The following is a 26,345-nucleotide window of genomic DNA, read 5'->3' as shown; positions in this document are numbered from 1 at the left end:
AAATCGGAGCAAAAACGGTCGGCACGCAGTTGACCATAGACGGCTACGCGCATCCAGAAAGCTCGATTCTGGCGGTTCAAGGCTGACGCCTGCAACTTACGCGGGAAAACGGTGGAAATTCGCTGGCGATGGTGAAGCCTAACCAGGCAACGAAGAGGTCCCCCAGCGACCTGCTCAGGCCGACGGCATCGCCGCTCGGCCCCTTTCCTCACGTCTGGATATCGACCATTCACCGTTTGTTCATTATATTAGAGTGCGATCATAAATGGACATGCTGGTAGCTCGTACATGCCAAGGGCCCCGGCGTATCGACCCAGCGCCGGGGCCTTTTTACTTCCGCATGATCCATTCCAGCAATCCGGGGTCGACTGTCTCTATGCGGGCAAAATCACGGACCATTTGCGTCGCGTAGTCACGCCACTGGTTTTCGGGAATTTTCTCTTCGATGACTGCTTTGTGGAAGGCGCTTCGCAAGATTTCGCAATCAAGTGCGGACATCCTGAGCGGATTGGTTTTCATTTCAGCCCCCAAAGTGCACGAGAGTTAGCACAAACTCTCTTCCCCGCGTTTTGGGGTTATACGCCGTACAGCACATTTCGCGGGTCAATCCAACTAGGTTTCTCGAACAGGCAACCGCCGAAACGGATTTGTTCAACGTTGCCGAGAGCTGCGGGTGTTCCGTAGAAGCCGACATTCGCGAGGTCGCCGGTCACAGACGGTTCATGGTGGCGCCCTGATCTTTCGCGATCACATGGCCACCGTCGCCGCATCGCTGCCCGAGCCAAGACGTGAGTGTCCAGGGTCTTCCAAGCGCCGATTTGCCCGGTTAGGGTTTGCAGGGGGCGCGAACAACCGGGTGAACGAAGGCGATGATGCTGGAAAAACTGCGCGCCTGTTGGGGGTTTAGCCCTACCGTCGACAGGAACGTCGCCCTGGTCGAGGGCTTTCTCGAGGGCAGGCGCTTCGCCGCGCTGGCGCAGGAACATGGCTTGTCCACATCAAGGGTGCGCCAAATCATCGAGAAGGCCGATCGGCTCGTGGGCGGCGGCATCCTGACCAGGGTTGAGCCGTCCAGGGCCGCGCGCCGATCCGATTTCATGGTTGACTATCCTTATGTGTGGGACATGGCCCAGCTGCATCGGCTGGGTAGCGTCACTCCGCATCACTTCTTTTCCGAGTTGGAACGCGCGGGCTCGCTAGAGCGACTGGTTGAGAAGATGAAGCGGTTGCCAGGGCGCGCTCCAACAACACGCGAGCTGGCGCGCCTCGTGTGGCAGAGGGAGAGGGGCGAGAGCCCATGGCCGGCAATGAAGCGATCGGGCATCGTCGAACCAAGTTCCCCAGCCGACCATGCGGACCGCGGCCTTCAATGCAAGCTCGCGTTGGAACCGGCCTTCCTGGAATTGGTTGGGCGCGCGGCGGACTCCGGCTGGAGCGAGGACGAGATAGCCTACTCGCTCATTGAACTCGCCAGCGCGCGCCTCAAGGGCGAGACGCCACTTGATCGGGATGGTGCCTCCTGAAACAGGAAATGCAGCCATATTGCCAAAACGCCAACTAGGCAGCAAGCGCCGCAGCCATCCTGCGCAACTCAGGCATCATCTGCGGCTCTTCGGGCTCAACGATCTCGGAGCCAATGTCCATCACGATGGACTTGACCAATGTTGTCTTATTCAGCGCGCTTTTCTTGACGAGTTCGTCGAACTCGTCGCCAACGCGTGGGGTTATTTTCATCGAAAGACGTTTTGACGGGGTGTCGTGCCAGCTTTTCCACTTCGCTCGATGAACCTCCGCGTTTTTGCGAAGCCGCTCAACCAAGGAATCGTCGTTTACGGACCTGTGCACGAAGTATGCGATCAGTGACTTCCGGAGGATCACGCCCGCAGAAGGATCAATCCGATAGGACGCCAGGTCCAACGTATCTATAAACGGCGCGGCCATAACCACTTCCAAGGGCCTGGAAGCAATCTCGCGAGCAACGCGGATCGCTGGCGTCGACTGCGGGGGGATAGCCACAACGGTACCACACTCGTCGCAGGTAGCCGCCATGATCTGCTTTGCCACTCCGATCCCGCTTTGGAAGGGCACATCGTGGTAATCGAAAGTCGTCGTAACGACTTTCCGGCATTTTTCGCAGAGCGCCTTGCTCCTATCTCCAGCATACCAGATTTTCATGTTAGCCTACCTTGAGGGATGTACACTTATGAAGACCGTGTCAGGGTCAACGAAGTAGAATTTTATGTACCATCCATCTCGCTTGAGGATGTGGACTTCAATGCCCTTGAACTCATGGTGTTCAGAACTCTCATGATGCGTGCCATTGCACCTGTCGATGATCGTTATCAGTTGCTCGGGGGAGATGTCGCCAGTCATCAAGGCATTCTTGTCCTCGATGCCCCCACGGGCCGCATGCTGATAAGTACCTTCCTTCAGTGCCTTGATGACGCGATACCTGACACCCTTGAAAGCCATTAGCTCACTCAATATACGAAGGTCTTCGTAAAATTCAACAAAAAAGTCACGCCGCAAACGAAAAAGGGCTTGCGTGACGCGTTACCAAACGGACAACTAATACCAACGGTCTCGGGTGCTGACTCTTTTGTGATTTTGGAGCATCTCCGAACGTGATTCCGTGTTGCCGAAGGAGATTCGGCCATGGGATCAGCGGTGAGGTTACGAACGGACTATTCGGCGACGGAACTGCGTCGCCTGGCGCGTGGGTCGAAGGATGTGCGGCAGAGCAGCCGGCTGTTGTCGATCGCTGCGGTACTGGACGGGATGAGCCGGGCGGATGCGGGGCGGATTGGCGGCATGGACCGCCAGACGCTGCGGGACTGGGTGCACCGGTTCAACGCGGCCGGCCCCGATGGCCTTGTCGACCACTGGTCGTCAGGCCCGCCGTGCCGGCTGTCGCCTGAACAGAATGCTGAACTGGCGGCAATCGTGGAGAGGGGGTCGGATCGCGCCGTCGACGGCGTCGTGCGCTGGCGGCGCATCGACCTCAAGCGCGTCATCAAGGAGCGTTTCGGCATCGATTACGATACCCGCTATGTCGGGAAGCTGCTGCACAAGCTCGGCTTCTCGCATATGAGCGCACGGCCGCACCACCCGGCGCAGGACGCCCATATCATCGAAGCGTTCAAAAAAATTGGCAGCGCACGCTGAAGGCTCATCTTTGCGACCTGCCGCCGCGTACGAAGGTGGAACTCTGGTTCCAGGATGAAGCCAGGATAGGTCAGAAGAACGGCATCACAAGGCAGTGGGCCAGGCGTGGCACGCGGCCGCGACAGCCAGCCGACCAGCGATACAAGAGCGCATATCTGTTCGGCGCCATCTGCCCGGCTCGGGGCACCGGCGCAGCTCTCGCGCTGCCATTTGCCGACACCGAGGCCATGCAACTCCATATCGACGAGATCAGCCGCCATGTCGAAAAGGGCGCGCATGCCGTGCTCATCATGGATCGCGCCGGATGGCACACCACCGCCAACCTCAACATGCCGCGCAACATCACGCCGATCTTCCTGCCCCCGCGTGCGCCCGAATTAAACCCGGTTGAGAATGTCTGGCAGTACATGCGGCAGAACTGGCTCTCAAACCGCGTCTTCGACAGCTACGAGGCAATTATCGACGCCGCGTGCGATGCTTGGCACAAACTGCTCGCCGCTCCCGAAACAATCACATCCATCGGAATGCGAGAATGGGCCCATGTCGGTCAAACCCAATGACTCTTGGTATAATACGCGAACCGGGCGTTGTGAAGCGCCTGGGGATGCACGCTTACTGTTCCACCTGAGAATCCAAAGCCTTCGCCTTAAGGGAGTGAAGGGGACCGCCGCATTCGGAGCGAGAGGGAGTTCCGATACGAGCGCAAGCATCAACCTTATCCGCGCAGGGCGCCAGGCGGGAAGAGTGGGACCGGCTGCTGTCAGCGAACGCGGCGAAGCCATAGCGGGAGCGGCTGACACTGATCCGGGTCTATGAGGAGCTTCGCGCCCTCGGCCAGGTGCCCGCGTCACGGTAGCACGCTTCAATGTGCACTTATGTCAGGAGCCTTGGTCGGGTGGGCGCGGGCTTCACTCATTGCGCTCTCCCTTCTCGGCGGGCCGGGTCCGGCATCAGCCCACCGCTAACCTGGTGAGCGGCGGCGATAGGGCAGGGCCAGGCCGACACCGGCATCGGCTGTACAGTCACCTGTCGACGGGGACGTCGGCACCATCCGCGCCGCCTGGACCTCGGCGTGACGATGACATTGGTCAGCTTTTCATAAAACTATTCTGCTACTCCGCAGCTTCGAAGGACGGGGCGCGAGCAGAAATGGGTCAACCTATTGTCATCGACTCGTGGCATGAGATACGCCTTCAGGTTGTCCAGCGTGACCACTGCCGCTGCGTCTCGTGCTCTACGCCGGTGAAATCCGCCCAAGCGGACGTGCATCATCTGTTGCCGAGATCAATGGGTGGAACGGACGAGCTCTCGAACCTCGTCACCCTTTGCGATGGTTGCCATGCAGCCCATCACCCAAACCTGGCTGGCAGGCTTGCGAGACGGGTAATCGAGCGATGGGCGGTCAGGCTTGCCCGCTGGTTGGATACCGAAGGCAAGGTTTCTGAAGGCGTGGGCAATTTCGGGCCGGCTCTCCGGCTGTTCGGGAAGGATCGTTTCCGGGAAGGCCAGTTGCCGATCGTGCTGGCTGCGCTCTCTGGAAAATCGGTCCTGGTCGTCAGTCCGACCGGATCGGGCAAGACCCTTTGCTTTCAGCTGCCTGCCGTGCTTCGCCGCGGCCTGACCATGGTCGTCAGCCCCCTGAAGACCCTGATGTCGGAACAGGTGTCAGATCTGCTGGCGAAAAAGATCCCTGCCACCTTCATCAATAGCGATCTGAGCGTCGAGGAGAAACAGACCCGATTCTCACTGCTAGGCCGGGGCGCGATCAAGTTGCTCTATTTGGCTCCCGAGCGCTTCTTCGTCAGGAGCGAGAGCGAACGTGCTCGCCTGAAGCAGACGCGGCCTTCGTTTATTGTCATAGACGAGGCCCACTGCGTCGATCAATGGGGCAGGGACTTCCGGCGGGAATACGGCCGCCTCAAGGAGGTCCGCGAAAAGCTAGGTTCGCCACCCGTCCTGGCGTTCACGGCGACCGCCGGGCAGGAGATGCAGCAGCGCATCCTGAAATCGCTCGGCATCGAGGACGCCGAGGTCTTTGTGCGCGATGTCGACAGACCGAATATCGCACTCCTCCGATGGCGATGCGCAGCCGATCGGCGAGCCGTCGAAATCGCATCGCTACTGCGGTTGCCACAGCTCCAGGGACAGAAGGCGATGGTCTTCGTGCCGTCAACGAACGTCGGCGAGGAACTGCAAGCGGCCCTGCGCAGTCTCGGGATTGAAGTGCCGCTCTATCATTCCAGGTTGGGAAACGCATGGGAACGGCAGGAACTCGTCAAGCGCTTCCTTGGGCAAAGCAGGCCGGTCGTTGACCAGATCATCTGCACCAACGCCTTTGGCATGGGCCTCGACGTCCCGAACGTCCGCCTCGTGATCCATTGGCAGCAGTCGGCATCGGTCGAAGACCAGCTGCAGGAATTCGGCCGCGCCGGAAGGGATGGGAAGCCTTCCGTGGCGGTTATGTTTCACAGTGGTTCGAGTGTCGGCCGAGATATCTCGAGGCTGCGTTTCATGGCCGAGAAAACGGTGGAGACAGCGCAGGTCCTCGCGCTCGACCGGGAGCAGATGCTGGAGCAGCGCCATCATCAGATTGACCAGGTCAGCGAGATAATGAGGACTCGGTCCTGCATGCGCACCGCGATCTCGGAATATTTTCAGGGGCCGAAGGTCGTCCGGCGCCCGAGCCTTTCGGTCAGGATTTTGGATTGGGTATTCAGCAGCCGGAGGAATACTCGACGTTTCCAGGCCTGTTGCGACCATTGCAACCAGGTGGAGATCAAACGCCTTGGAAGGGCGCGGTTCGTTGCCCGTGTCGTTGCTGGCTAGGTTCATAGAGCCTATGTGGTGCTGCACATTTGCGGCGAAAAAGAATTGGCGAATGCTTGGCCAGTTACGTCCTGTGGCCGTCTAGCCCCTGATCGACAGGAAGGAGTTGATGATATCTGACATGTGTCGCGGATGAAACAGCAGACCGCAGCGGTGTAGGGTCGTTAGGCCTTTCGCCTTGCCGGCCGGCGTGAACGAAGAACAGTATTTCAACGAGTAGATAGAGCGGAAAGACGAACGAAGAAAGCAAATAGGCGTTGATTGTTCGAGTCGCGCCGCGCATTATCGCGCGGGGTGGGGACATGACGAAATTTCCGAAAGCTACTGAATCCGAATTTGTGGTGGAGATTCCGCCGCAGTTCGAGAAATACGCCGATGCCGCGATGCTTCGGGTGCAGGCACTCTACCCCAATTGCCGCCTTGCGTGGAAGGGCGGTACGATATCAATAGGCTCATCGGGCGGTATTGCCGAAGACCAGCTTCGAAAAGATATTTTGCACGCCGTCTACCGCGAGAAAATATACGCGGAAACCTTGTTCACGCGTGAGGCGCTTGTCGCCGCGGTGACAAGCCGATGAACGTATGGCCGTTGAAGTTCCGCGAGATGCCGGACGGTTCGGTGCTGTTCTCCGATGACGCAGGCGAGTTCTTCAAGTCCAGCCACGGCTTCCTGGATCGGTACGCCACCGACAACCTGTCCCCCGCCGATGAGTCGTTCCTGAGGGAGGGAAATCACGGCTTCGACAGGGAACTCGACCTTAATTGGACCTCGTTCGCCTACAAGTGGGCGCGGCGCCAGTCGAGGCCGACGAGAATGAATTACGTCATCCTCGTGCCGACGCTCCGCTGCAACCTTGCCTGCAGCTATTGCCAGGTTTCCCGCGCTCCCGAAAAGGCTCACGGGTTCGATTGGTCGCCCGAAATCCTCGCCGGTGTCCTCACGTTTCTCGACAGGCTGGAAGGTCCCGACATTAAGATCGAATTCCAGGGTGGCGAGCCCCTGCTGCGGGTCGACATGCTGGAAGCCGTCCGTGACTTCTGCCGGGAAAAGTTTTCCCAATCCCAGTTCGTCGTCTGCACGAACCTGCAACGACTGGATCCGCGTGCATGGGCGTTCCTGGATGCCGACGACACCTTCATCAGCACCTCCCTTGACGGAGACCGGGTAACGCATGAGCGCCAGCGCACGCATGGAAGCGAAGTCACCGATACTTTTTTTCTAAATCTCGAGGCAGCCGTTTCCCGCTATCCGAAGGGCAAGATCTCGGCATTGCCGACGGTAGATGTCTCCAATCCGCCGGACTTCGAGTCGCTGCTGGATAACTACGAACGCTATGGAATCCAGTCAGTCTACCTTCGCCCGATAAACCACCAGGGATTCGCGCGAAAAATTCACCAAGGCGACGATGTCCTCGCCCGCTGGAACCGCCTCCATTGCGAATTCATCGAGCTGCTGATTGCCCGTAACCATCGCACCGGGCGATTTATGGAGGAATACTACTTCAGCCAGTGCCTGAAGCGTGTGCTCCGCTTCGATGCCGACAACCACGTCGACATACGCAACCCGAACTTCTTCGCCTCCGACTATGTCGTGATAGACCACGACGGCCGCTTCTACCCTACCGACGAGGCCCGGATGCTGTCCAGGATCGGCCGTATCGATCTCAGCATTGGTGACGTCGGGACGGGAATCGACCGGGCAAAGGTAGACGTTCTCAATTCTGGGGCACTCAACCACTTCGATCCGGATTGCATTCACTGCGCCTATCAGCCGTTCTGCGGCACTGACGTGATCGACGATATCTCCCGGTACGGCCGGATTGACGTTCCGCGGCCCGACACATGGTTCTGCGGCCGACATCTGTCGCTCTTCGACAAGGTCTTTGAGGTTCTCTACCAAAAGGACGAGCCGACGCGCGCCTCGGTGGCCGCCTGGCTCGGCGTCGCCGGCTGGACCGGCGACATGGCGCCGGTCCAGCCATGATACCCCTGCGCATCAAGGTGGAAGCAAACGCTGACCGGCCTTTCGTGGTCCGGCTTCGTTCGTTTGAGGCCAACGCTTGGGAGCAAAGGAGCGAGGCACTGAATCCTTTCGACGCCGCGCTGGAGCGCGTCGGCCCGGAAGGGGCTGATTACGTCGGCGAGGGCGGTCCGATACGAGTCCTTGGCATCGATCCTTTCAAGGTCGATGGAGACGTGTTGCTCGTGAACCCGCGGCGTGGAACGGCGGACCGCCTTATCCGTAGTGCGTCGCAACACAACACCTTCCTGATTACAGAGCGGTGCGACCAGGTTTGCCTGATGTGCTCCCAGCCGCCCAAGAAGCACCACGTCGACCTATTCCCGTATTTCGAGACCGCGGCGTTGCTTGCGCCAGAAGGCGCGACGATCGGCATCTCCGGCGGGGAGCCGACGCTTTTCAAGGCTCAGCTGTTCCGATTTCTCCAAAGCGTGCTCGAGGCGCGCCCGGACCTTTCCTTCCACGTCCTGACCAATGGCCAGCACTTTGAAGAAGCCGATCGGGACGCGATGGGCCACATCGACAGGGGCAGGGTAGTCTGGGGTATCCCTCTCTATTCCCACAATCCGGGCGTACATGACGAGATCGTCGGCAAGGCGGGCGCGCACGCGCGGCTTTTGGAGAATTTGGCTCTGATGTGCCGTCTCGGTGCTCAGGTAGAGCTTCGCACGGTACTGATGCGTCCGAACGCTGACGGGCTGCTTGGTCTGGCACGATTCATCGCGTCGACGCTGCCCTTCATCCGCACCTGGGCAGTCATGCAGATGGAGAACATCGGCTACGGCCGCATGAACTGGAAGACGCTCTTCTACGACAGTTCAGAAGGCTTCGATGTTGTCGGCCGTTCCATCGATCTCGTGAGAAGCCGCGGGATAGACGCCTGGCTCTACAATTTCCCGCTCTGCACGTTACCGGAAGGATACCGCCATCTCGCGCCGGCCACGATCTCCGACTGGAAGCGCGCCTACCGGGAGGAGTGCAACGGATGCTCGTTGAAAGCTCGGTGCGGGGGATTTTTCGAGTGGCATCCACCTAATCACGGATACAGCAACTTGGGGGCTATCCAATGAAGATGCGGCTTTTCGCGATACCGTCGCTGCTCGCGGCGGGGTTCTTGCCAGCCAATGCACAGGCGCTGCCGACCAAACCAACGTTGGGCGGCGACCTCGGAAAGACGAAATCCCTCTTCGATATCTTCAAGCTCGACCACCTGTACACGCTGGCCGGACATAGCAGCCACAGCAGTCACAGCAGCCACAGTTCTCACTCGAGTCATAGGTCGTCGACCGGGGGCTATTCCTACATCCCACCAGCGCCGAGTGAGTCCGCTCCGCTGTATAGCGCGCCGTCCACGCCCGCGCCGACCTACCAGGCGCCCGCTATCGCGCCAGTGCCGGCACCGCTGAAGACACTTCCGGGCAACGCCTACAAGTTCAAGGAGATCGTCCAGGAGGTCCAGTTCGCCTTGCTCGCGTTCGGCTACTATAGCGGCGAGATAGACGGCGAAATGAATCCGGAGTTGAGGGCCGGGCTACTGCGCATGCAGGCAGACTACTCTTTGAAGGTAACCGGGACGATTACGCCTGAGACGCTGACTGCGCTGAGGATAGAGGCCAGATAGGGAGGGCTTGATTTTGCTGATTTTGAACCTTATAAGGTACAGCGCGTTGAAATGAAGCGGATTGATGCGAAATTTTACGCCACAGAAGCAGGCAAGGAACCCGTTCGCGATTGGCTTCTGGAGTTGGGAAAGGATGACAGGAAGATCGTTGGCGGAGATATCGCCAAAGTGGAATTTGGCTGGCCGATTGGCATGCCCACAAGCAGAGATCTAGGTAGAGGGCTCTTGGAGGTTCGTTCGACTATTCGTGACGGCAAGGTCGAGGCCAGGACGTATTTTTCTATCGAAGGATCACTAATGCTTCTTCTGCATGGGCATGAAGGGAAGGGTGGTCAAAAGGAAGCAATGGATTTAGCTCGAGATCGGCTTCGTGATTATAGAAGGCGTCTTGAGGAAGCAAAACGCAAGAAAAAGAGAGAAACGGAGATCTAGAAATGGTTGAGAAAGCTATATCGCCTATCGGTGGATCGCTTGAGTCATTTCTCGACGAACTTGGCGAGCGAGAAGAAGTATATGGCGCGGCTATAAAGAAAGTTCTTTCTTGGGAGATAGAGCGCGCTCGTAAGGAAAAGGCTGTTTCAAAAAGCGAAATGGCAGCTCGAATTGGAACGAGCCGAACTCAAGTCAAAAGGATCCTTGATCCTAAAAACGTTGCCGTATCGCTGGATACACTCGAAAGAGCGGCTAGATCGGTAGGCAAAAAGCTGAAGATTGAATTGGTCGACGCCTGACCTGCTCAGGTGCTCGACGCTACAATGCTTGGCAACCTCTGCCTGCATAGGGCCGCTATCGTCGATTGGGCAATGTATCCCGCGCCGTCGGGATGAACGCGCAGCGGCTTCACGATGTTACCGTGGGGCTTGGTGAAGCGCACAATCTTCCGGTCGGCGCCCGCCCACTGGCGCAAGTAGAAAACCGGGAGGAATGGTGCCTATTTGGCTTATTGGGAGACTTATTCATCAAGCAGCTTTTGAGCGGATTGAGGTATCTCGGATTGCGCTTTACCCCACTTTGTTTCCGTAGTCCGCTGCCCTAATCCGCGGCCTCCTTACAGCAGGCAATTGGGGCGCGGATTCCCGAGCCGTGTTGCTTGCGGGGCTGAAGCGGGAGTGGCTTGCCGCGGTGGCGCTAGCAAACCCACTCTGACCATCAGAGGTCTGACAGTTTGTCTGTTAGCTTGGCTTAGCCTTCCGCGTGGCTGGCGCTTTCTTGGCAGGCTTGACGGGGGCTTTCCGGCCAAGGCCGATTGCCTTGGCCATTTCGGACCGCGCGGCCGCATAATTCGGCGCAACCATAGGGTAGTCCGCCTTCAATCCCCATTTCTCGCGGTATTCATCCGGAGTGAGTCCATAATGGACACCAAGATGGCGCTTCAGCGATTTGAACTTCTTACCGTCTTCTAAGCACACGATGTAGTCAGGAAACACCGACCTCTTCGGATTGACTGCTGGATGTTGGGCTGGCTTCTCGGGCTCTATCAGCTGGCCAAGTTTCGAGAGTGACGAATTCACGCTAGAAATCAGTTCTGGCAGAGAGGCTATGGGTACCGCATTCTTGCTGACGTAGGCAGATACAATGTCGGCGGTCAGTTCGATCAGATTGATAGTCTCGTCGGCCAAAGCAAATTCTCCCTTTCAAACATCGATCTTCCTAACTTACCGATGCGGTGCAATCAATGACAGAGCGCACATCAGTATTCATTTTTCGGGTCGCTTTTGTCGATCTCTGCCGAGCGACACTGGAAGGCTGAGACAGGAAACAGGATAGCTTGGCGCAACTCTCGACTGGTAGCCCGACCATGCAAGAGATTGGATGGAGCAATCAGTGAAAGCGAAGTATGCCCGGCAGGACGCTTCGGAGATGTACAGCATCTTAAGGACGGCGAACTGCATCGCTCCAAGCCTTCATCGGTCAGGATCAACGACTTCGACTTGTTGACCGGGTCGCCGATCATGCCCTTCTTGTGAAGCCGATCCGTCGTTGCCCAATCGAAGCCCTTCCAGGCACACCGCTCGTTATGCAGCGTCAGCCATAACAGCGCCAGAACCGCATCGTCGATCTTGTCCTCATCGATCTCCATGAACCGACGCTACCACGCGCGGCGCCCAAAATCCCGCGGCCCTGCTCTATCTGATCTTGAACCGGTCCGAGAAAGAGTGGAAAATGCCGCCACGTGAGTGGTCCATGGCCAAGGCCCAGTTCGCCGTCATCTTCGGTGAACGCTTCATCAAGGCCATGGCGGCGTAATGTTCAACCGCCCGACCGCACACGGAAATCCTGACAGTCCCGCTGTATCAACGTCTCTGGCCTGTCTGACCAAAGCGTCAGCACCGGTGCCCAGCTGGTCACAGCATTTTGTCCGTGTCCGATTGACGACAAATCTGTGTTCAGATCCAAACATCCTGGGGGTTAGGATCAAGCCGGCCAGCGGACGACTCCTCCGATTTGGGGTTGCTGCTCACAACCCGTTTGGTGGCATGCCAATTGCATATTCATAGCCATGATACCGTGTTCCGACATGGCCGTCGCGCAGTCTTAGCCCAGGAGTTCACATGACATTCGTCCGAACGCAATACAGGCTGCGCATCCCGTCGCACCGCCCCAGCTCGGTTGGATCTCGCTGCGATCAGACAGGATCGCCATCCCGCAGACCGCTTTCAGGCTGTCAGATAGGGCTGCCATAAGGGTTCTCGTAAAACAAACATTCAGGAGGAATCTATGACGACCACATGAATATCTGCTTCGCCGGCTCTCCCAATGGCACATAACACCAGACCCCTCTTCAAATCTGTGATGATCCAAAAGGAAAACGAAAAATGCCTACCTCAGAAAAAGACGCTGTGGCGCGCCCGAGGCTCCTGAAATTGCGGTCTCACTGGCCACGAACGATACTTGCTGCCACGGCGTTGGCCGTTGTAACGACCGCTCCAGCTCCAGCCGTCACCCAAGACGCGGACGAGCACTACTCCGACCAAAGCTTGTCGTTTCGTGAAGGCTGGGGGTGTATACTTTGGGCATTGTGCATTGGCGACCCAGATGTCATCGATTAGCTAGCCCGAAAAATTCATGGCGGGTTGGCGGATGTGGTGCAAGCCGTTGAAATGACGTAGGATTTGGTTGCTTAAGCCGATCCGCGCCATTTCCCGGAGACCACACCCGCCATGAATGATCCTACGCTGCCGCTGAGCGGTTTGTCATCTGTTCGCGGCAAGTGCGTCGTCGCCCGTTTTGATGGCGGCATGCTCTCTTCCAACGGTGGGGTTCTGGCACTGGCCGAGGTGGAGAAGCGGCTGCGGGTGGCTGACCGTCTGGCACGGTGCATCGACGATCCGCGCTGTCCGGACCAGGTCATCCGTAGCGTGTCCGATACTTCCTTACCATTGCGGAGGACATCCGTCGTGAGTGGATTCCTGGGTGAAAGCGCAACAGGACGGCGTGACGGTGACCGTCAGCATCGGAGGTGCGGAAGTTCTCATGGTGCAGATACTCTGGATGTCCTTCGCACTGCCGCACGATGCCTTTTTGAAGCGAAACAACGTGGACGGAACCGCGTTTCATTCGATTGTGAAGCAGCCAAGTTGCGGGCCGTAACACCGTAACCGGCCCCTCCTGGGGGCGCCGATGGAAAAGCACGCGACGGCCTGGTGGTGCTGATTGGTCTTCTTGGTGGACCGGTGGCCGTCGGTGCGACATTGGCTGCGTCGGCCGGACAGCGCCAGACATGCCTCTGCAATTGTTCGCAGCGGAGAGACCCCGGCCGAAGCGCAAGACGTACTTGCTGACAACAGGGTCATTGCAAGTGAGCGAGCTGCCGCCGATCTAGCGGGCCTTGCAATTTTTCGTTTTTGCCCAACTCCAAAGTTCGGTTATGAATCGGCACTGGCCGGACGGCCTGCCCACGTTGCAATTGTTACAAAGGATACGCATATGGCGACTGGAACCGTGAAGTGGTTCAACAGCAGTAAGGGATTTGGATTTATCCAGCCTGACAATGGCGGTCAGGATGTTTTCGTTCACATTTCCGCCGTTGAACGAGCGGGGCTCTCGACCCTCGCCGATGGTCAGAAGATCAACTATGAAATCGAACAGGACCGCCGCACTGGCAAGTCCTCTGCTGGCAGCCTCAGCAAAGCTGGCTGACTTTTTCCAGCGTGCTGGCAACGGCTATGGACAAGGGTGCATCCAGGCTGGGAAGCCGAGGCTGTTTGAAAGGGAAGGCGGGCTGGACCCCGCCTTTTCACATTCCGGGCAGATGCAGATTGTGCCGATGGCAGCTTGCGCGCCCCAGAGAAACCCCGATTTCTGAAATCAGGCCGCGGCCTTCTTGCGGGTCTGCTTCGCCGGCGCCGGCGTTTCCGGCTCTTTCGGTTTGCGGCCGAGCCCCATCGTCTTGGCCAACGCCGAGCGCGCAGCGGCGTAATTCGGCGCGACCATGGGATAATCCGCCGGCAGACCCCATTTGGCGCGATAGTCGTCTGGTGTCAGCCCATAGTCGGTCGACAGATGGCGCTTCAGCGATTTGAATTTCTTCCCGTCCTCAAGGCAGATGATGTAGTCCGGTGTCACCGACTTCCTGATCGATACCGCAGGCTTGAGAGCCTCCGCCTCTGCTGCGGAAACGCCGGCGCCGACAGTGCCTTTGAGCGCTGCGTGGACCTGGCCGATCAGGGCAGGGAGATCACCTACCGGGACCGGATTGTTGGAGACATAGGCTGAGACGACATCGGCGGTGAGCTCGATGAGGACGTCGATGTTGTTGTCGGCTTCTTCTGTCATGAAACACTCCGGATGCTTGAAAGACAGTCGGGGAAGCGTCGCTACATAGTGGCGGATGAGCGGGAAAGCAAGAAAGCCCGGCAAGACTGCCGCGATGCGTCCAATCCACGGCATCGATGCCGTCGGCCAACACCGTGGCCAGGATCGACACCATCTGCCGATCGCCGTCATGCGCCGCCTTCAATCTGCGTCGGATACGCTCCATCGCGGGTTGCAGAGCCCAGTCCCGGAATGGCGCGCCATTGCGCAACGCACCGGGCTTGCGGGCGAGTACAGGGACGTAATGCCAGGGATCGTAGACCGTCTCGTTGCGCCCGAAGGAGCGGGCATGCTCGGCAACGACCACGCCGTCCTGACGGATGACGATCCGATCCGCATAGGCGTGGATCTCGACCGGCCGGCCGACGGCCGTCGACAGGACAGAGTATTTGTTGTTGTCGAAGCGCACCGTGCAGGTCTTCGACACCGAGGCCGGCACCGCGTGGAACCCGTCGAAGGGGCCGCGGTATTTGACCAGCTTGCCGCGCTCCTCCTCGAACACGTTCCAGATCGTTCGTTCAGGCTGTTCGACATGACGGTGCGCCTTGGCGTAGGCGCGGAGTTGCCGATCGCAATGACTATTTTTTCGGATACCAAGGCGTCGCTTGCGGAAACGTCGCGGACAACGGCGAGACCTTGACCCGCAGCCTGAATCAGCAATGTGTCGTCGGGATAGCTTGGCCCTTTCACGGTGCCTTTGGGTAGCCTCACACCTGAGGCGGTGAACCAGATTGACCAATCTGTACGCATCCGGTCATGCAGGAGTGGATAGCGAAGGCATATTGCCACCTGTCGCCATCGTACATTCGGCGTCTCGGACGCGCAACGAGGAGTATCTCGCGCTTGGCCTCCCAAACTTGACAGCCAATGGATGAAGGAACGCTCGTCCGGTTCTATTCAAACTCCTGCAAGGAATTCGACAAAATAGCGACACCGCCTAGCCGCAAGCTACGAAGGATTCCTAACCGCTTGAAATCTAAGCCATGGCTGCGTCTGGCATGACGTTTGCTTCGTGTCTCGTGTCGTTCACTGAAACGGAGTTTTTTCATGCGCACATAGACTCCAAAAGAATGTGTGATCGATACGATGATGTTATAGAAAGATAACAAGCGCACCTCGTCCCTCAAGAATGGAAAGACCTCATGACCCGCACCATTGCAGCAGCAGTTTGCCTTCTTACCGCTTCGGCCTCGGCGTTCGCATCAGAAGCACGAGAATTCAAAGATTTATCGAGTATCACTGTTTTACACAGCTGGAAATATCAACTCTCACCCGGAGCGACTGCCAAAAGGCGTCCGTCATTGCTGTCATATCGTTGCCCCAGACTTTACCCAAGCTGCCTGATGTGACGTGCATCTGACAACTAGTCCCTATGATTGCTGGGCCTGAGGGCGGCCCGTCATCCGATATGCAACGGTACGAGGGTTACGCCGGCTGGGCCGGGCACAGAGCCTCATGCATAGGAGACGGGCCACATGGAACATACCCGATTTGTCGGTTTGGATATTCACAAAGAACGGATTTCAATCGCGGTGGCGGAGAACGGGCGCTCCGGTTCGGTGGAGTATCTTGGCGAGATTGCGAATGACCCTGATGCCATCAGCAAGCTGTGCGATCGTCTGGGGAAGTCCGGTAAACCGCTGGTGTTTTGCTATGAGGCCGGACCGTGCGGCTATGGCGTTCATCGCCAACTGACAAGCCTCGGCCATCGATGCGACGTGGTGGCGCCGTCACTGATTCCGAAGAAGCCCGGCGATCGCGTGAAGACGAACCGTCGCGATGCGACCATGCTCGCCCGCCTCCACCGGGCCGGCGAGCTGACGCCAGTCTGGGTGCCCGATGCCGATCATAAAGCCACGCGCGACCTGATCCGGCTGCGCAGCGTCGTGCGACAAGTCGTGACGCGAGCGCGCCAACATCTTCAAGGATTTCTGCTGCGTCACGGACGCAAGCCCGAGCGGGGAACCGCCTGGCGAATGGCTTATCGGCGATGGCTTTCGACATTGGCCTTCGAACATCCCGCTCAGCAGATCGCATTTCAGGACTACGTCGATGCCGTCATGGATGCGGAACGGCGCCTGCGGCAGGTCGAGGAACAGATACTCAGCCTTCTCCCGGAATGGGACCAGCGCCCGGTCGTTGACGCTTTGCAGGCGATGCGCGGCATCGCGCTGATCAATGCCGTGGTGCTGGTCGCGGAGGTCGGTGACTTCACACGCTTCTCAAACCCACGTCAGCTCATGGCCTATTTCGGCCTGGTCCCTGGCGAGCAATCGAGTGGCGAGAGCGTCTGGCGCGGCGGCATCACCAAGACCGGCAACACCCATGCCCGGCGCGCGCTGGTCGAAGGCGCCTGGGCTTACCGGATGAGGCCGCGCATCGGCCGTCACAAGGTCGATCGGATCGAGGCGCTGCCAAAAGTCGTTCGCGACATCGGATGGAAAGCGCAGGTTCGACTGTGCACCCGATATCGTCGGCTCAGCGCGCGCGGCAAGAACGCCAACGTCGTCAATGTCGCCATCGCACGCGAGATGGTGGGCTTCATCTGGTCGATCGCCTGCACGGTTCAATCGACCCCAAAGGCGGCATGACATCAACTTGACAGGCAGCCAGCAGAGAGGAGATCGCAAAACCCAAGATCAGCCTCGGCGCGATATGCGGCGCTGGAGGCGGGACAATGCCGGGGAGCCCTCGTCTCCACTATGAGCCTTGACGCTCGCCACCTAGACAGAGGCAGCCCCAAACGAAACAAGGTCATGCGGCTCGACCCGCGGATGAGAGATTGTTGACCGTCGTTCAAGTCCCGCCTCTTGCACCTCATATCCGCCGTACAAGTACCTCGGCCGCCGATCGGATCCGGCGGGCTGCAACCTATGCCAAAGGCTATTGTCAGCAATCATGAGAGTGGAATGGTGCTTGCAACTCCCTTGCCGATTGCTACCAGCTTGTCGCGTAAATCATCGTCCAAGCCTTCGCGCATGGTGCCACCATCAGCCATCCTTCGCATTCCTCACATTGCCGAATTTGATTCAGCTCGTAGGCCAATATGGAACTCGCGCGAACTGACAACAACGCGGGTACGCTCCAAAACATTGTGCAACCTCAGCCAATGGCCCGGCATCCGCGTGAGCGATCTCAGTTGGCTGCGCGTCGAGAACGGTGCTTCCAATTTGCGCGCTCTTGATGTACATAATGTCGTCACTATGTACATTATGCCATCAACGGATGGAAAGGCGAACTTAAATGCCCATCAGGATGGAAAAAGAGTCAGCGACACAGAACAAAGAGATTTCGTTCAAATCCCTAGCCGACGGGGTTGGCCGCGAGTATGCGGAAATCATCTGGCGACACCTAGCACCCGAAGTCCTCAATGAGGGTTCGGCAGCAGCTATGTGCTACCCGGTAAACGAGGCCCGCAAACGCTTCTCGAGCAAAGCGGTTGCGCAAGGGCTCAGGCTATTTGCGGTCGACCGAGGTAAAGTTCATGGAACGCCAGCCGCAATGATGAGCGTCGCAACTCTCGTAGAAATGCTTACGGAAGCCCGAAGCAGACGATCGATAGTTGGTGCGCTTGCAGCGACTGAAGATCTGCCTGTTGCTCCACTCCTCACGGCTTCCGCAGGACGGCGAAGCATGCTTCCGGACCTGGAAGCCCCCAGCGTGAAACGAGAGGACCTACCTTCATTTAGAGCGGGTTGATCGTGTATTTATTGGACACCCAAGCGCTCACGGATCTGGTCAGCGGGAGCAAGAATGCGATCCGTGATCGCGTCGAGCGTGCGGAAATGCAAGACCACGACGTGAAGGCATCTGTTGTTTCGTTCGGATTGCTCAAGGCTCGAATCCTAGCCATGAGCGACCCGAGCGCCAGAGACGTTTGGGAGCGACGGTTCGAAGTGGCTCGACGGAAGATGCGCGCTTCAGGCGATCTGCTGGAAGTTTCGGAAGCGACAGCAATGGAGTTTGCGTTCCTCTATGGCCTCGATCTTTTCCGCGGCAATGCGGCAGGCCAGGCGATTCCATTGGGTGACGGTGATCTCCTAGTGCTGGCGACAGCCATCAGCGAAGGATTCACGCTTCTTACAAATGATGCGCAAGGTTACGCGGAAGCCATTAGAAATCGGGGTCTCTTGGTTGAGCAAGTCTGACGTGATGGATGAACTCCCTCCGGCCGCGCCTCTCCAGGATCACCTCCGCACGCGTATCTTGTCGTTAACAGGAGGTGGGATCAGAGGATATTTCAGCGCTCGCGCACTCCAAATGCTCGAGACCGAAGCCGATACGAAGATACAGGACAGCTTCAATACATACTCGGGTACGTCCATCGGCGGCCTGATTGCCATTGGGTTGGCTGTAGGCATATCCCCCGAAACGATAGCAACGGCTATTCGCCAGCATGGTCCTACGATCTTCAAGAAAAAATGGCACCGAGGACTGACGAATCCATGGCGGCTTCTTCGCACTGCGTACCCGCAAAAGCCTCTCAGGGATGCCGTTGAGGCGATCTTGGGCGACAAGGCGAAAACGAAGCTCGGCGAAGTTGAGGTTCCTTTGCTCGTCCCGGCGCTCGATTTCCGAAGATCCGCACCCAGGATTTTCGTTTCGAAACCCCTGGCCGGAGCTGATGACGATCTTGAAATAACCCTGCTCGATGTTGCTCTCGCTACGTCAGCCGCTCCGACCTACTTTCCCCCGCATCGGATCCGCGATGGCATTTTTGTCGATGGCGGCCTTCTCGCGAATTCTCCCGATATGATCGCGGCGCAGCGCTGCTCGGATTCTTTGGGTGCCGATTGGAATGGTATCCGGATACTGAGCGTTGGAACGGCTGCTTTCGAAGCGACGAAAGACGGTCAGATGAAATCCCCCGGCGCGGCGCGATGGATGTCAAAACACGATCTGTTCGGTGTCACAATCGATGCCCAAGCCAGATTGTCGCTATCATATGCAAAGGCTCAGCTTGGTTCTCGCTTGTATCGGCTTGACGAATCCCCCAGCCGGCCGATTGCTCTGGACGATGCCACCGACGGCGCGCTTTCCGATCTCGAAAAAGCGGCCGATCGAGCGGTAAAACGCCTGAAAGGCGATAGCCAGGCTTGGAATGCATTCCTTGCGAGACGCCAGCGCTCTCAGCTCTAGCCCAATGAATTCATTTCAGGCAGGCTCGGCCGACTGATCCCAAAAGAGCGCTTCTACGTACTCAGGGTCTCTTCGAATTCTGTAGCTGGGCTGCCGAAGCTCCGTAGTGCGAGCAAACTACTCCCCGCTCTTTCCTGTTCCGATCCACCGGAGGCGGCGCTGGTCATGGGGGGGCTCGTCGGCAATCTGCCAGTGCGGGCTTCGCTCCCCACAGCATCGTTTACCAACGTCACAAACCGCCTGTTGCCTACTGAAGCCATTTCCAGATACCGCGTTGGCGGCAGGGTAGGCGCTGAAGGCCGAATCAGTTGAACAGCTTGTTCGAGCAAAATTTCGCGGTTTTCTTCCCGCTGTTCTGGCTGGCGATCACCACGTTTCTCGCGGTGTTGTCGGGCTGGTTTCGGCTTATGGCGAAGTTTCCAAACCAGTCCGAGGAGCAGCTTCTGCGAATCCGTGGTCAGTCTGGCTCAATGGGACTCGGGGTCAGCATGCAGGGCATACTGGCGTTGAGTGTCTGCCCTTCAGGACTCCGGGTCGGGATCATGCGGGTGTTTGGACCGTTTTGCAGGGACTTTCTTGTTCCGTGGGAAGCTATCAGGGTCACTAGGAAAAACGTCTTGTTCGGCCCGGTAGCTAGAGCGGTTTTCCCTTAATCGGAGTCGTTTGTTTGCAGTGAACGGCTTGTTCTGATTCCCTGATCGAAGTGATTTGCGGAAGGAGCAGCGGCATGGCACGAGCTTACAGCCTGGATTTGCGGACGCGTGTTATCGAGGCGATAGAGGCAGGCCTGTTGTCGAAGACGGTCGAAACCCGCTGATAAACGACGACAAGATCTGAAGCGCTGGAAGAGCAAAGGCGGCAGGGCAAGCCGAAGGTATCGAAGCTGGACGCGCACGAGACTTTCATTCTCGCCTTGGTCGAGACCGATGAGCGGGACATCACGCTTGCCGAGATCGTCGATCGCCTTGCGGCAGAGCGCGGGGTCAAAGCCAGCCTGACGACGGTCCATGCGTTCTTCGCAAAGCGTGGCATCACGTACAAAAAAAGACAGCGCACGCGGCCGAACAGCAGCGACCGGATGTTTTGGCAGCGCGGGAAGAGTGGTTCGAAGGCCAACTCGATCTCGATCCGAGCCGCCTGATCTTCATCGACGAAAGTGGCCTCAATACCAAGATGGCCCGGCTACGAGGCCGCTCTGCGCGTGGACAGCGTTGCCGGGCGGCTGTTCCTCATGGGCACTGGAAATCCACGACCTTCACGGCCGGCCTGCGCCTCGACGGGATCGTCGCGCCCTGGCTCCTGGACGGCGCCATGGATGGCGAAGCATTCCTGGTCTACTTGCGCCGCGTCCTCGTGCCGACGCTTCAACCCGACGATGTCGTCGTGATGGACAACCTGCCTGCTCATAAAGTGGTCGGTGTCCGCGAAATCATCGAGGCTGCGGGGGCTTCCCTTCGCTATCTTCCGCCCTACTCCCCGGACTTTAACCCCATTGAGATGGCCTTCGCCAAGCTGAAGGCTTTACTGCGAAAGGCAGCAGCCCGGTCCATCCCGGAATTATGGGACGCCGTGGCCGTCGCCATCGATCGTTTCCACCCCAAAGAATGCGAAAACCTGTTCGCCCACGCCGGCTACGATGCCTAACCGTGATTATCCAGAAACTGCTCTAGTTCTCGCCACAACAGCTCGAGCGTAGGTCCATCGGATCGCATCTCTTTGAAAATGCGTTCGAGTTCGTCAATTCTTTTCGATTGGTGGGGTCGAGAGGGCATGATGCGTATGGTTCAATGTTACAGGCCAATTCTTCTCAAAATTGTTTCCGGCTATCAAGCACGACGGCGGTACCGACAACCGACCGCAGACGGCACTTCCTAAAGCATCGGCAGGAAGTTTCCACTGCAATCCCTGGTCATCCGCGTAGCCGCTTCGATCTGCATACAGGTGACAGATTCTGAGGTCCTCCTCTCCCGCAACTCATGTAGATCGTCATTATTGTTGTCCGCGCGCGTTTCTTTGCTTAAGAGATCACCCACGGGCTGACCATGGGAAAGTGGGCAAGGGGTAAAGAGTTGACGAAGACGTTTGACGGGCTCAACCGGATCTTGGAAAAGGTCCGCGAGACGAGTCATGACTTTGTGGTCACGACTGAAATATTTCCGAACCTGGACGTGGACAGAGTCGCGAGAGACATGAAGCTCGCGGAAGAAGGGCAGACCCGCGGTGCGCTCAACCAGCCCTCGAAGAGCTCGAAAGCACTTGACGACGTCGAACTGGCGATCGTCAGCAAGGTCCAGGACACCAGGAACACGGCGTACAATAACCTGGAAGACCAGCTCCATTCGTTCGCCAGCAGGCTTGGCGGCCTGGACTTCGAGGGGCAGTTTTCCGACATCCACAAGGCAAACGCCGAAGGCGTTTCCAACTTCAAGGCGGAGGTGGTCAGGGGACGCAACGAACTCCATGGTTTGCGACGGGCACTGAACGCTGCCGAAGAAGACTATGCCGATTTCCGCAGGCGGCATGGGATCACGCGCGCCCCGCGACTGTCGGAGGGCCATGTATGGTTCTTCAAGGTGTCGTTCCTGTTCTTCCTCTTTCTCATCGAGGCGATCATGAACGGCGTCTTCCTCGCGAAGGGAAGCGATATGGGAATTGTCGGGGGCGTTACCGAGGCCATGAGCTTCTCGTTCCTCAATATCGGTATCGCTTTGGTTTTCGCCCTGTTTTGCGTCAGCCTCACCGTCCACCGGTCGCTATTCCTGAAGCTTCTCGGATACCTTTCCATCGGTGGCTATGCTGCGCTAGCCGTCGCGCTGAATCTTGGACTTGCTCATTATCGAGAGGTAGCCGGGAGCATTCTCGAAGATGCTGGACCTATCGTTATGGATAGAATCCGGCATGATCCGCTCGGACTCGTGGACATCAAATCCTGGCTGCTCTTCGGCATCGGCCTGATGTTTTCGATCTTTGCCTTTATTGACGGCTGGTATCTGAAAGACCCGTATCTCGGATATGCGGCAGTGTACAAAAGGCTCCTTTCGGCGCGCACGACGTACGCGACCCGTCAGGAAGACCTCATTGAAGAACTGCTCGGCGTACGGGACGACCACAATGAGAAGGTCGACGAGATGATAAGGGATCTCAGCGGCCGCCGCCGGGACCACAATGCGATCATCGCCCACCGGGCGAAGCTGCTCTCCTTGTTTGTCCAGTACCAAGAGCAGCTCGAGCGGACTGCAAACGTGCTGCTCAAACGCTATCGGGAAGCCAATACCAAGGCACGGACGGAAGCAGCTCCGAAGTACTTCGACGGCGCTTACAAGCTGGACCGCATTCAACCCACGAAAGCAGGGGAAAGCGAACTGACGGATAGGGACGTCGCCGAGTCCATACGCAAGGCACAGGCAGACCTATCCGACCAGATCAGAAAAATCGCCGCGGTGTGCGACGACGGCATCGACCAATACCGTGAACTGGACAAGCTGCATCCGGAGACGGCTCCCAATGGCTAGGACGAGAAGAAGGAAAAGCCGCAAACCGGGCCGCTTGGGCACTATTGTGGCCGGCATATGTTTGCTCGTCCTCTCCGGAGCATTGATCGGTGGATTGGGATACCTTTACGCGAAGGCCAGTTCCCAAACGAAGCTGGCCAAGGAAACCTTATGTCCGCTTGACGGCCCAGTGGCGGTGAACGTGTTCCTGGTCGATACGACCGATCCGATCTCCGACACGACGCTGCTCGATATCAAGAATAGGTTCCAAAAGACCGTGTCGGCGATCCCGGTCGGCGGATTGCTGGAGATTTTTGGCCTCACCGAGAACCCGGGCGAACTCGTCAAGATGTTTGACGGCTGCAATCCCGGTGACGGCTCCTCAGTCGACCAATGGACCAATAATCCGGCTAGACGCCAGCGCCAGTGGGAGGAAGCCTTCAGCAAGCCGTTGGAGAAGGTTTCGGAGAGCATTCCTAACGACCAATCCGGCAATCAATCGCCGATCATGGCAGCCATTCAGCAAATCAAGCTCACGGTTTTCGACAAATTTTCGAAACCCGGCGCCGCGAAACAGTTGATCGTCGCCTCCGACATGATCGAACACACCAAGCTGTACTCCCAGTACAAGTCAGGCGTCAGCTACGGAGCGTATCTGAATAGTCCAGCGAACGCCAAATACCGAACGACGCTGGACGGGGTTGACGTAGCAATATGGTATGTCGATCGCGCGGCCAAACCCTTTGACGGGCGCGATCATCTGGAATTCTGGGCTAAGTGGGTCGTAGAAAATCGCGGCAACTTTCTGCCGTCGCCACGACTGGAGGGAATGAATTGAACCGTCACACAGTCGGCGAAGAGTTTTCGACCGGTCTTCTCCGGAACCTGCCGCTTTATGCCTTCGCCGCGTTTACCCTCACCGGTTGCATTTTCATCGCAGTCTCGAAGCTGTGGGGGGTGAATCCGTTCGTTTCCATGACGGTCCCGATCATGCTCATGATCGGATATTTGTCGCTGTCCTGGTTTTCGGGGCGGATCCGGCTCCACGAAGAGCAGACCGGCGACAACCTCTATTACATGGGCTTCCTGTTCACGCTGTCGAGCTTGGGCGTTTCCCTATATCAATTCACCTCAGTGTCTTCGACAGACGATGTCATCCGGAACTTCGGCATCGCGATCACGTCCACGATCTTCGGAATCTCTCTCCGCATCCTCTACAACCAGACGCGGCGAGACGTTCTCGATGTCGAGAGGGCGACACGCCATGAATTGGCAACAATGACGCGACGCGTACGCTCGGAGATGGAAAGCGCCACGCGCGAATTCGCCGACTTCCGTCGGGTGAGCAATCAGATGATCAGCGAGGGGTTCGACGAGATCGTCAGGCATGCTGATGATACTGGGGAGCAACTGAAGGGCGCTTTGGAAAGGATGGCGAACGAAGCCATCAAGCCAGTTCAGGATGCGTCGGCGAAACTCAGCACTGCGATCGACGCCAGCTTTGGTCAGATTGCATCCAAGCTCTCCGAAATCGCGGAAAAGGTCGACAGCTCCGGTGACGTGTTCGAGAAGGCCAACAGCGGGATGGCCAGCTCGACGTCTCAACTCGGAAGCCAAGTCGACGCCGTGGCCAGGAAACTCGAAGCGGTCATGATACCCGAAGCCGTCCTGAAGAACGAGCTCGGTCCGCTTGTCAGGGAGCTCGGCAAAATCGTTGTCGACTACGGCGCCAGGACCGAGGCCCTCAGCAAAGATCAGGCTCACCGCATGGACCTGATCACCAATGCCGTCGCGAAAATCGTGGAGACAAGCGGGAGGTCGCTTCAGATCATGGAGAAGTCGGTAGAGGCGTCGGCTCAAGTTCAGCGGAGCACAGACAGCCTCGCTCGCCACATCCAACAACAGAATGCGGAGATGCAGAAGTTCCTTGAAAGGATGCTCCTCGAAACGCGCGCAGGCTCTAAGCTCGGCGTATTCGAACCTCTATCCGATGGCGCTTCAGGGGGGGCAAACGGTGTTCACCATTTCACCGACGGCTTGGGGTCGACTCCGCTTCTCGACGACATCGTTGCTTTGGCCGCCCCTGTCGAAGTTCAAGCGCAGCAGCCAAACGGCCAGGATGCGCCCGAAGCGGCAGGGGATGCAATTTCCCCCGTGAATAAATCTGTCGAGAGTGAATCTGACAGCAAGCGGTGGTGGAACCGTCGTTGAGCACTCAGGGAACGTCCGTCTCAAGCGAGCAGAGAGGCTATGGCCGCGGCCTTATTCTCGGTCTCACCATGGCCGAGTCCATGCTGTTGCTCGTCTTCTGCCTCTTGTTGGCTGCTGGTGCGATCATCGCGAGAGAGCGGTCCACGTCCGAACACATCAAAGCGGACAAGCTGGCGGTCGAGGTTGAACTTCAGAAGCAGGAGGCCTCCAACGCTCTGCTCGAAGAAAAGCTCGAGGTGTTCCGAAAGACAGTTGCTGGTAGCGACGAACTCGAAAAGGAATGGCGGGAACTGGAACTCGCAAAAACGAAGGTGGACCAGATATTGGAGACCGGTCTCACTCTCGAAGAAGTTGTGCCCATGGCAGTACGGCTCCGGGATTCCGGGCTGACTGCCAACGACATCGAAAAGCTTGCCCCAGCGATCAAAGTGCTCCGAGACAAGGTCGTCGTCTCACCCTCGAAGCAGACGCCGGAAGAGCAACTTCTTGAGGTCATCCGCAAGGCTAAGGAATCTGAAGGCAACGCAAAGCCCCACGAATGGCCGCCGATTATCAGCCTCAGCGAAACGAACGGATACTTCTTCAAGTCAGGCAGCGCGGAACTCAGCCCGAGCTTTGACGCGGCCTTGCGAGAAAACACTGCCGGACAGATTGCGGACATCGCCGCGAAATATGCGGTGGACGTCGTGGAGGTCATCGGGCACACCGATGAGCAGAAGATCTCGCGTCTTGGATCAAACCTTGATGCCGAGCTTCAAGACGTACTCGGCGGCACTGCCCCCGTCGGCGTACTGCACCCTGCGGACAATGCGGGTCTGGGGTTAGCGCGTGCGATTGCCGTAGCCAAAGTCCTGAAGAGCGTACCAGCTCTCCAGGCGGTTACCATTCTGCCCATGTCGGGGGCCCAACTGATCCTTCCCGACGACACCCTCACCAACGGAACCCAAGCAGGTGACGTGAAATCGCGGCGTCGGATAGAGATCCGGGTCAGGAAACGCAATTCGCCTTCGACAACGGAGATCGGCGCGAAGATTCAGTGAGGCAACTGCAGCACGGG

The 26,345-nt window shown here is 57.9% G+C and carries 24 protein-coding genes and 5 pseudogenes; 23 read left to right on the top strand and 6 right to left on the bottom strand.

From position 1 onward, the window contains the following. Positions 1-330 precede the first annotated feature (330 nt). The gene (locus tag CGZ66_RS03475; protein WP_095081624.1) at positions 331-519 is read right to left on the bottom strand and encodes a hypothetical protein; all 189 of its coding nucleotides are present in this window, start codon (positions 517-519) and stop codon (positions 331-333) included. A gap of 353 nt (positions 520-872) precedes the next feature. Between CGZ66_RS03475 and CGZ66_RS03470 the strand changes: the two genes are divergently transcribed. Beyond that, positions 873-1,523 (top strand): hypothetical protein, encoded by a 651-nt coding sequence (locus CGZ66_RS03470; RefSeq protein WP_245330989.1) that lies wholly within the window; start codon positions 873-875, stop codon positions 1,521-1,523. Between the two features lie 34 nt (positions 1,524-1,557). Here CGZ66_RS03470 and CGZ66_RS03465 read toward each other — a convergent pair whose 3' ends face one another. Next, positions 1,558-2,175 carry a hypothetical protein gene (locus CGZ66_RS03465; protein ID WP_095081621.1) on the bottom strand — a complete coding sequence of 206 codons (618 nt, stop codon included), beginning with the start codon at positions 2,173-2,175 and terminating at the stop codon, positions 1,558-1,560. An 18-nt stretch (positions 2,176-2,193) separates the two neighbouring features. Here CGZ66_RS03465 and CGZ66_RS39755 point away from each other — a divergent pair, with 18 nt between their 5' ends. The 9 genes from CGZ66_RS39755 to CGZ66_RS03420 all read left to right on the top strand — a co-directional run bounded on the left by CGZ66_RS39755 (position 2,194) and on the right by CGZ66_RS03420 (position 10,363). Continuing rightward, entirely contained in the window at positions 2,194-2,475 is a 282-nt protein-coding gene (locus CGZ66_RS39755) for a hypothetical protein (protein WP_167391975.1), read from the top strand. A 180-nt stretch (positions 2,476-2,655) separates the two neighbouring features. After that, a protein-coding gene (locus tag CGZ66_RS03455) for an IS630 family transposase (protein WP_095081613.1) occupies positions 2,656-3,725 on the top strand; the annotation gives its coding sequence in 2 pieces (ribosomal slippage) (positions 2,656-3,142 and positions 3,142-3,725; 1,071 coding nt in all). A gap of 589 nt (positions 3,726-4,314) precedes the next feature. Continuing rightward, complete coding sequence (locus tag CGZ66_RS03450; protein ID WP_095081611.1) at positions 4,315-5,991, top strand: RecQ family ATP-dependent DNA helicase; 1,677 nt, start codon at positions 4,315-4,317, stop codon at positions 5,989-5,991. A 302-nt stretch (positions 5,992-6,293) separates the two neighbouring features. Beyond that, entirely contained in the window at positions 6,294-6,569 is a 276-nt protein-coding gene (locus CGZ66_RS03445) for a hypothetical protein (RefSeq protein ID WP_095081609.1), read from the top strand. Then, positions 6,566-7,975, top strand: coding sequence for a His-Xaa-Ser system radical SAM maturase HxsB (gene hxsB, locus CGZ66_RS03440; protein ID WP_095081608.1), 1,410 nt, complete (start codon positions 6,566-6,568; stop codon positions 7,973-7,975). Before CGZ66_RS03445 ends, hxsB begins: the two co-directional genes overlap by 4 nt. Further along, positions 7,972-9,081, top strand: a complete 1,110-nt coding sequence (hxsC, locus tag CGZ66_RS03435) for a His-Xaa-Ser system radical SAM maturase HxsC (protein WP_095081604.1) — start codon at positions 7,972-7,974, stop codon at positions 9,079-9,081. The genes hxsB and hxsC overlap by 4 nt, the downstream gene beginning before the upstream one ends. Then, the gene (gene hxsA / locus CGZ66_RS03430) at positions 9,078-9,632 is read left to right on the top strand and encodes a His-Xaa-Ser repeat protein HxsA (protein ID WP_095081600.1); all 555 of its coding nucleotides are present in this window, start codon (positions 9,078-9,080) and stop codon (positions 9,630-9,632) included. Before hxsC ends, hxsA begins: the two co-directional genes overlap by 4 nt. A 51-nt stretch (positions 9,633-9,683) precedes the next feature. Further along, positions 9,684-10,064: a type II toxin-antitoxin system RelE/ParE family toxin gene (locus tag CGZ66_RS03425; protein WP_095081596.1), complete on the top strand. Its 381-nt coding sequence runs from the start codon at positions 9,684-9,686 to the stop codon at positions 10,062-10,064. A gap of 2 nt (positions 10,065-10,066) precedes the next feature. Further along, positions 10,067-10,363, top strand: a complete 297-nt coding sequence (locus tag CGZ66_RS03420; protein WP_095081592.1) for a helix-turn-helix domain-containing protein — start codon at positions 10,067-10,069, stop codon at positions 10,361-10,363. Positions 10,364-10,804: 441 nt separating this feature from the next. Here CGZ66_RS03420 and CGZ66_RS03415 read toward each other — a convergent pair whose 3' ends face one another. Further along, positions 10,805-11,251 (bottom strand): Ros/MucR family transcriptional regulator, encoded by a 447-nt coding sequence (locus CGZ66_RS03415; protein ID WP_095081588.1) that lies wholly within the window; start codon positions 11,249-11,251, stop codon positions 10,805-10,807. 272 nt (positions 11,252-11,523) lie between these two features. Further along, positions 11,524-11,712, bottom strand: a pseudogene (locus CGZ66_RS03410) (DUF6429 family protein); the annotation flags it as partial. 41 nt (positions 11,713-11,753) lie between these two features. On the opposite strand from CGZ66_RS03410, the pseudogene CGZ66_RS03405 reads away from it, so the two are divergent. The 4 genes and pseudogenes from CGZ66_RS03405 to CGZ66_RS03395 all read left to right on the top strand — a co-directional run. Then, positions 11,754-11,879, top strand: a pseudogene (locus CGZ66_RS03405) (IS256 family transposase); the annotation flags it as partial. A gap of 914 nt (positions 11,880-12,793) precedes the next feature. After that, positions 12,794-12,977 (top strand): annotated as a pseudogene (locus tag CGZ66_RS03400) (transposase); the annotation flags it as partial. Positions 12,978-13,046: 69 nt separating this feature from the next. Then, complete coding sequence (locus CGZ66_RS39750; protein ID WP_167391969.1) at positions 13,047-13,223, top strand: hypothetical protein; 177 nt, start codon at positions 13,047-13,049, stop codon at positions 13,221-13,223. A 336-nt stretch (positions 13,224-13,559) separates the two neighbouring features. Further along, positions 13,560-13,772: a cold-shock protein gene (locus CGZ66_RS03395; RefSeq protein ID WP_095081581.1), complete on the top strand. Its 213-nt coding sequence runs from the start codon at positions 13,560-13,562 to the stop codon at positions 13,770-13,772. Between the two features lie 168 nt (positions 13,773-13,940). Here the strand turns inward: CGZ66_RS03395 and CGZ66_RS03390 are convergent, their stop codons facing one another. Together CGZ66_RS03390 and CGZ66_RS40600 are read right to left on the bottom strand one after the other, a co-directional pair. Further along, positions 13,941-14,408 (bottom strand): Ros/MucR family transcriptional regulator, encoded by a 468-nt coding sequence (locus tag CGZ66_RS03390; protein WP_095081579.1) that lies wholly within the window; start codon positions 14,406-14,408, stop codon positions 13,941-13,943. 103 nt (positions 14,409-14,511) lie between these two features. Then, a pseudogene (locus CGZ66_RS40600) lies at positions 14,512-15,003 on the bottom strand (Mu transposase domain-containing protein); the annotation flags it as partial. A gap of 919 nt (positions 15,004-15,922) precedes the next feature. Here CGZ66_RS40600 and CGZ66_RS03380 point away from each other — a divergent pair. From CGZ66_RS03380 to CGZ66_RS03340, 9 genes and pseudogenes are all read left to right on the top strand, one after another. After that, positions 15,923-17,038, top strand: coding sequence for an IS110 family RNA-guided transposase (locus tag CGZ66_RS03380; RefSeq protein ID WP_095081577.1), 1,116 nt, complete (start codon positions 15,923-15,925; stop codon positions 17,036-17,038). Positions 17,039-18,148: 1,110 nt separating this feature from the next. Next, complete coding sequence (locus CGZ66_RS03375; protein ID WP_143748658.1) at positions 18,149-18,595, top strand: type II toxin-antitoxin system VapC family toxin; 447 nt, start codon at positions 18,149-18,151, stop codon at positions 18,593-18,595. Further along, positions 18,534-19,586, top strand: a complete 1,053-nt coding sequence (locus CGZ66_RS03370) for a CBASS cGAMP-activated phospholipase (protein WP_095081573.1) — start codon at positions 18,534-18,536, stop codon at positions 19,584-19,586. The genes CGZ66_RS03375 and CGZ66_RS03370 overlap by 62 nt, the downstream gene beginning before the upstream one ends. Positions 19,587-19,894: 308 nt before the next feature. Then, positions 19,895-20,239 carry a hypothetical protein gene (locus CGZ66_RS03365; protein ID WP_095081571.1) on the top strand — a complete coding sequence of 115 codons (345 nt, stop codon included), beginning with the start codon at positions 19,895-19,897 and terminating at the stop codon, positions 20,237-20,239. Between the two features lie 74 nt (positions 20,240-20,313). Next, positions 20,314-21,230, top strand: a pseudogene (locus tag CGZ66_RS03360) (IS630 family transposase). A gap of 425 nt (positions 21,231-21,655) precedes the next feature. Next, positions 21,656-23,098, top strand: coding sequence for a hypothetical protein (locus tag CGZ66_RS03355; protein WP_245330987.1), 1,443 nt, complete (start codon positions 21,656-21,658; stop codon positions 23,096-23,098). After that, on the top strand, positions 23,091-23,915 hold the full coding sequence (locus tag CGZ66_RS03350; protein WP_143748657.1) for a hypothetical protein: 825 nt from the start codon (positions 23,091-23,093) through the stop codon (positions 23,913-23,915). Before CGZ66_RS03355 ends, CGZ66_RS03350 begins: the two co-directional genes overlap by 8 nt. Further along, positions 23,912-25,288: a hypothetical protein gene (locus tag CGZ66_RS03345; protein ID WP_095081565.1), complete on the top strand. Its 1,377-nt coding sequence runs from the start codon at positions 23,912-23,914 to the stop codon at positions 25,286-25,288. The genes CGZ66_RS03350 and CGZ66_RS03345 overlap by 4 nt, the downstream gene beginning before the upstream one ends. Next, a complete protein-coding gene (locus tag CGZ66_RS03340) occupies positions 25,285-26,328 on the top strand; it encodes an OmpA family protein (protein ID WP_167391973.1) in 1,044 nt (347 codons plus the stop codon). The genes CGZ66_RS03345 and CGZ66_RS03340 overlap by 4 nt, the downstream gene beginning before the upstream one ends. Positions 26,329-26,345: the final 17 nt, after the last annotated feature.

Source organism: Mesorhizobium sophorae (genome assembly GCF_002270415.1).
GTDB lineage: Bacteria > Pseudomonadota > Alphaproteobacteria > Rhizobiales > Rhizobiaceae > Mesorhizobium > Mesorhizobium sophorae.
Note: the sequence above shows the minus strand (reverse complement) of the source record. Positions and strands in the feature narration are given on the sequence as shown.

Coding starts and splice junctions, on each gene's coding strand:
- CGZ66_RS03425 (WP_095081596.1), top strand. CDS start 9,684: ATGAAGCGGATTGATGCGAAATTTTACGCCACAGAAGCAGGCAAGGAA.
- CGZ66_RS03395 (WP_095081581.1), top strand. CDS start 13,560: ATGGCGACTGGAACCGTGAAGTGGTTCAACAGCAGTAAGGGATTTGGA.
- CGZ66_RS03470 (WP_245330989.1), top strand. CDS start 873: ATGCTGGAAAAACTGCGCGCCTGTTGGGGGTTTAGCCCTACCGTCGAC.
- hxsB (WP_095081608.1), top strand. CDS start 6,566: ATGAACGTATGGCCGTTGAAGTTCCGCGAGATGCCGGACGGTTCGGTG.
- hxsC (WP_095081604.1), top strand. CDS start 7,972: ATGATACCCCTGCGCATCAAGGTGGAAGCAAACGCTGACCGGCCTTTC.
- CGZ66_RS03445 (WP_095081609.1), top strand. CDS start 6,294: ATGACGAAATTTCCGAAAGCTACTGAATCCGAATTTGTGGTGGAGATT.
- CGZ66_RS03370 (WP_095081573.1), top strand. CDS start 18,534: ATGATGCGCAAGGTTACGCGGAAGCCATTAGAAATCGGGGTCTCTTGG.
- CGZ66_RS03420 (WP_095081592.1), top strand. CDS start 10,067: ATGGTTGAGAAAGCTATATCGCCTATCGGTGGATCGCTTGAGTCATTT.
- hxsA (WP_095081600.1), top strand. CDS start 9,078: ATGAAGATGCGGCTTTTCGCGATACCGTCGCTGCTCGCGGCGGGGTTC.
- CGZ66_RS03380 (WP_095081577.1), top strand. CDS start 15,923: ATGGAACATACCCGATTTGTCGGTTTGGATATTCACAAAGAACGGATT.
- CGZ66_RS39755 (WP_167391975.1), top strand. CDS start 2,194: ATGTACACTTATGAAGACCGTGTCAGGGTCAACGAAGTAGAATTTTAT.
- CGZ66_RS03465 (WP_095081621.1), bottom strand. CDS start 2,175: ATGAAAATCTGGTATGCTGGAGATAGGAGCAAGGCGCTCTGCGAAAAA.
- CGZ66_RS03350 (WP_143748657.1), top strand. CDS start 23,091: ATGGCTAGGACGAGAAGAAGGAAAAGCCGCAAACCGGGCCGCTTGGGC.
- CGZ66_RS03390 (WP_095081579.1), bottom strand. CDS start 14,408: ATGACAGAAGAAGCCGACAACAACATCGACGTCCTCATCGAGCTCACC.
- CGZ66_RS03450 (WP_095081611.1), top strand. CDS start 4,315: ATGGGTCAACCTATTGTCATCGACTCGTGGCATGAGATACGCCTTCAG.
- CGZ66_RS03475 (WP_095081624.1), bottom strand. CDS start 519: ATGAAAACCAATCCGCTCAGGATGTCCGCACTTGATTGCGAAATCTTG.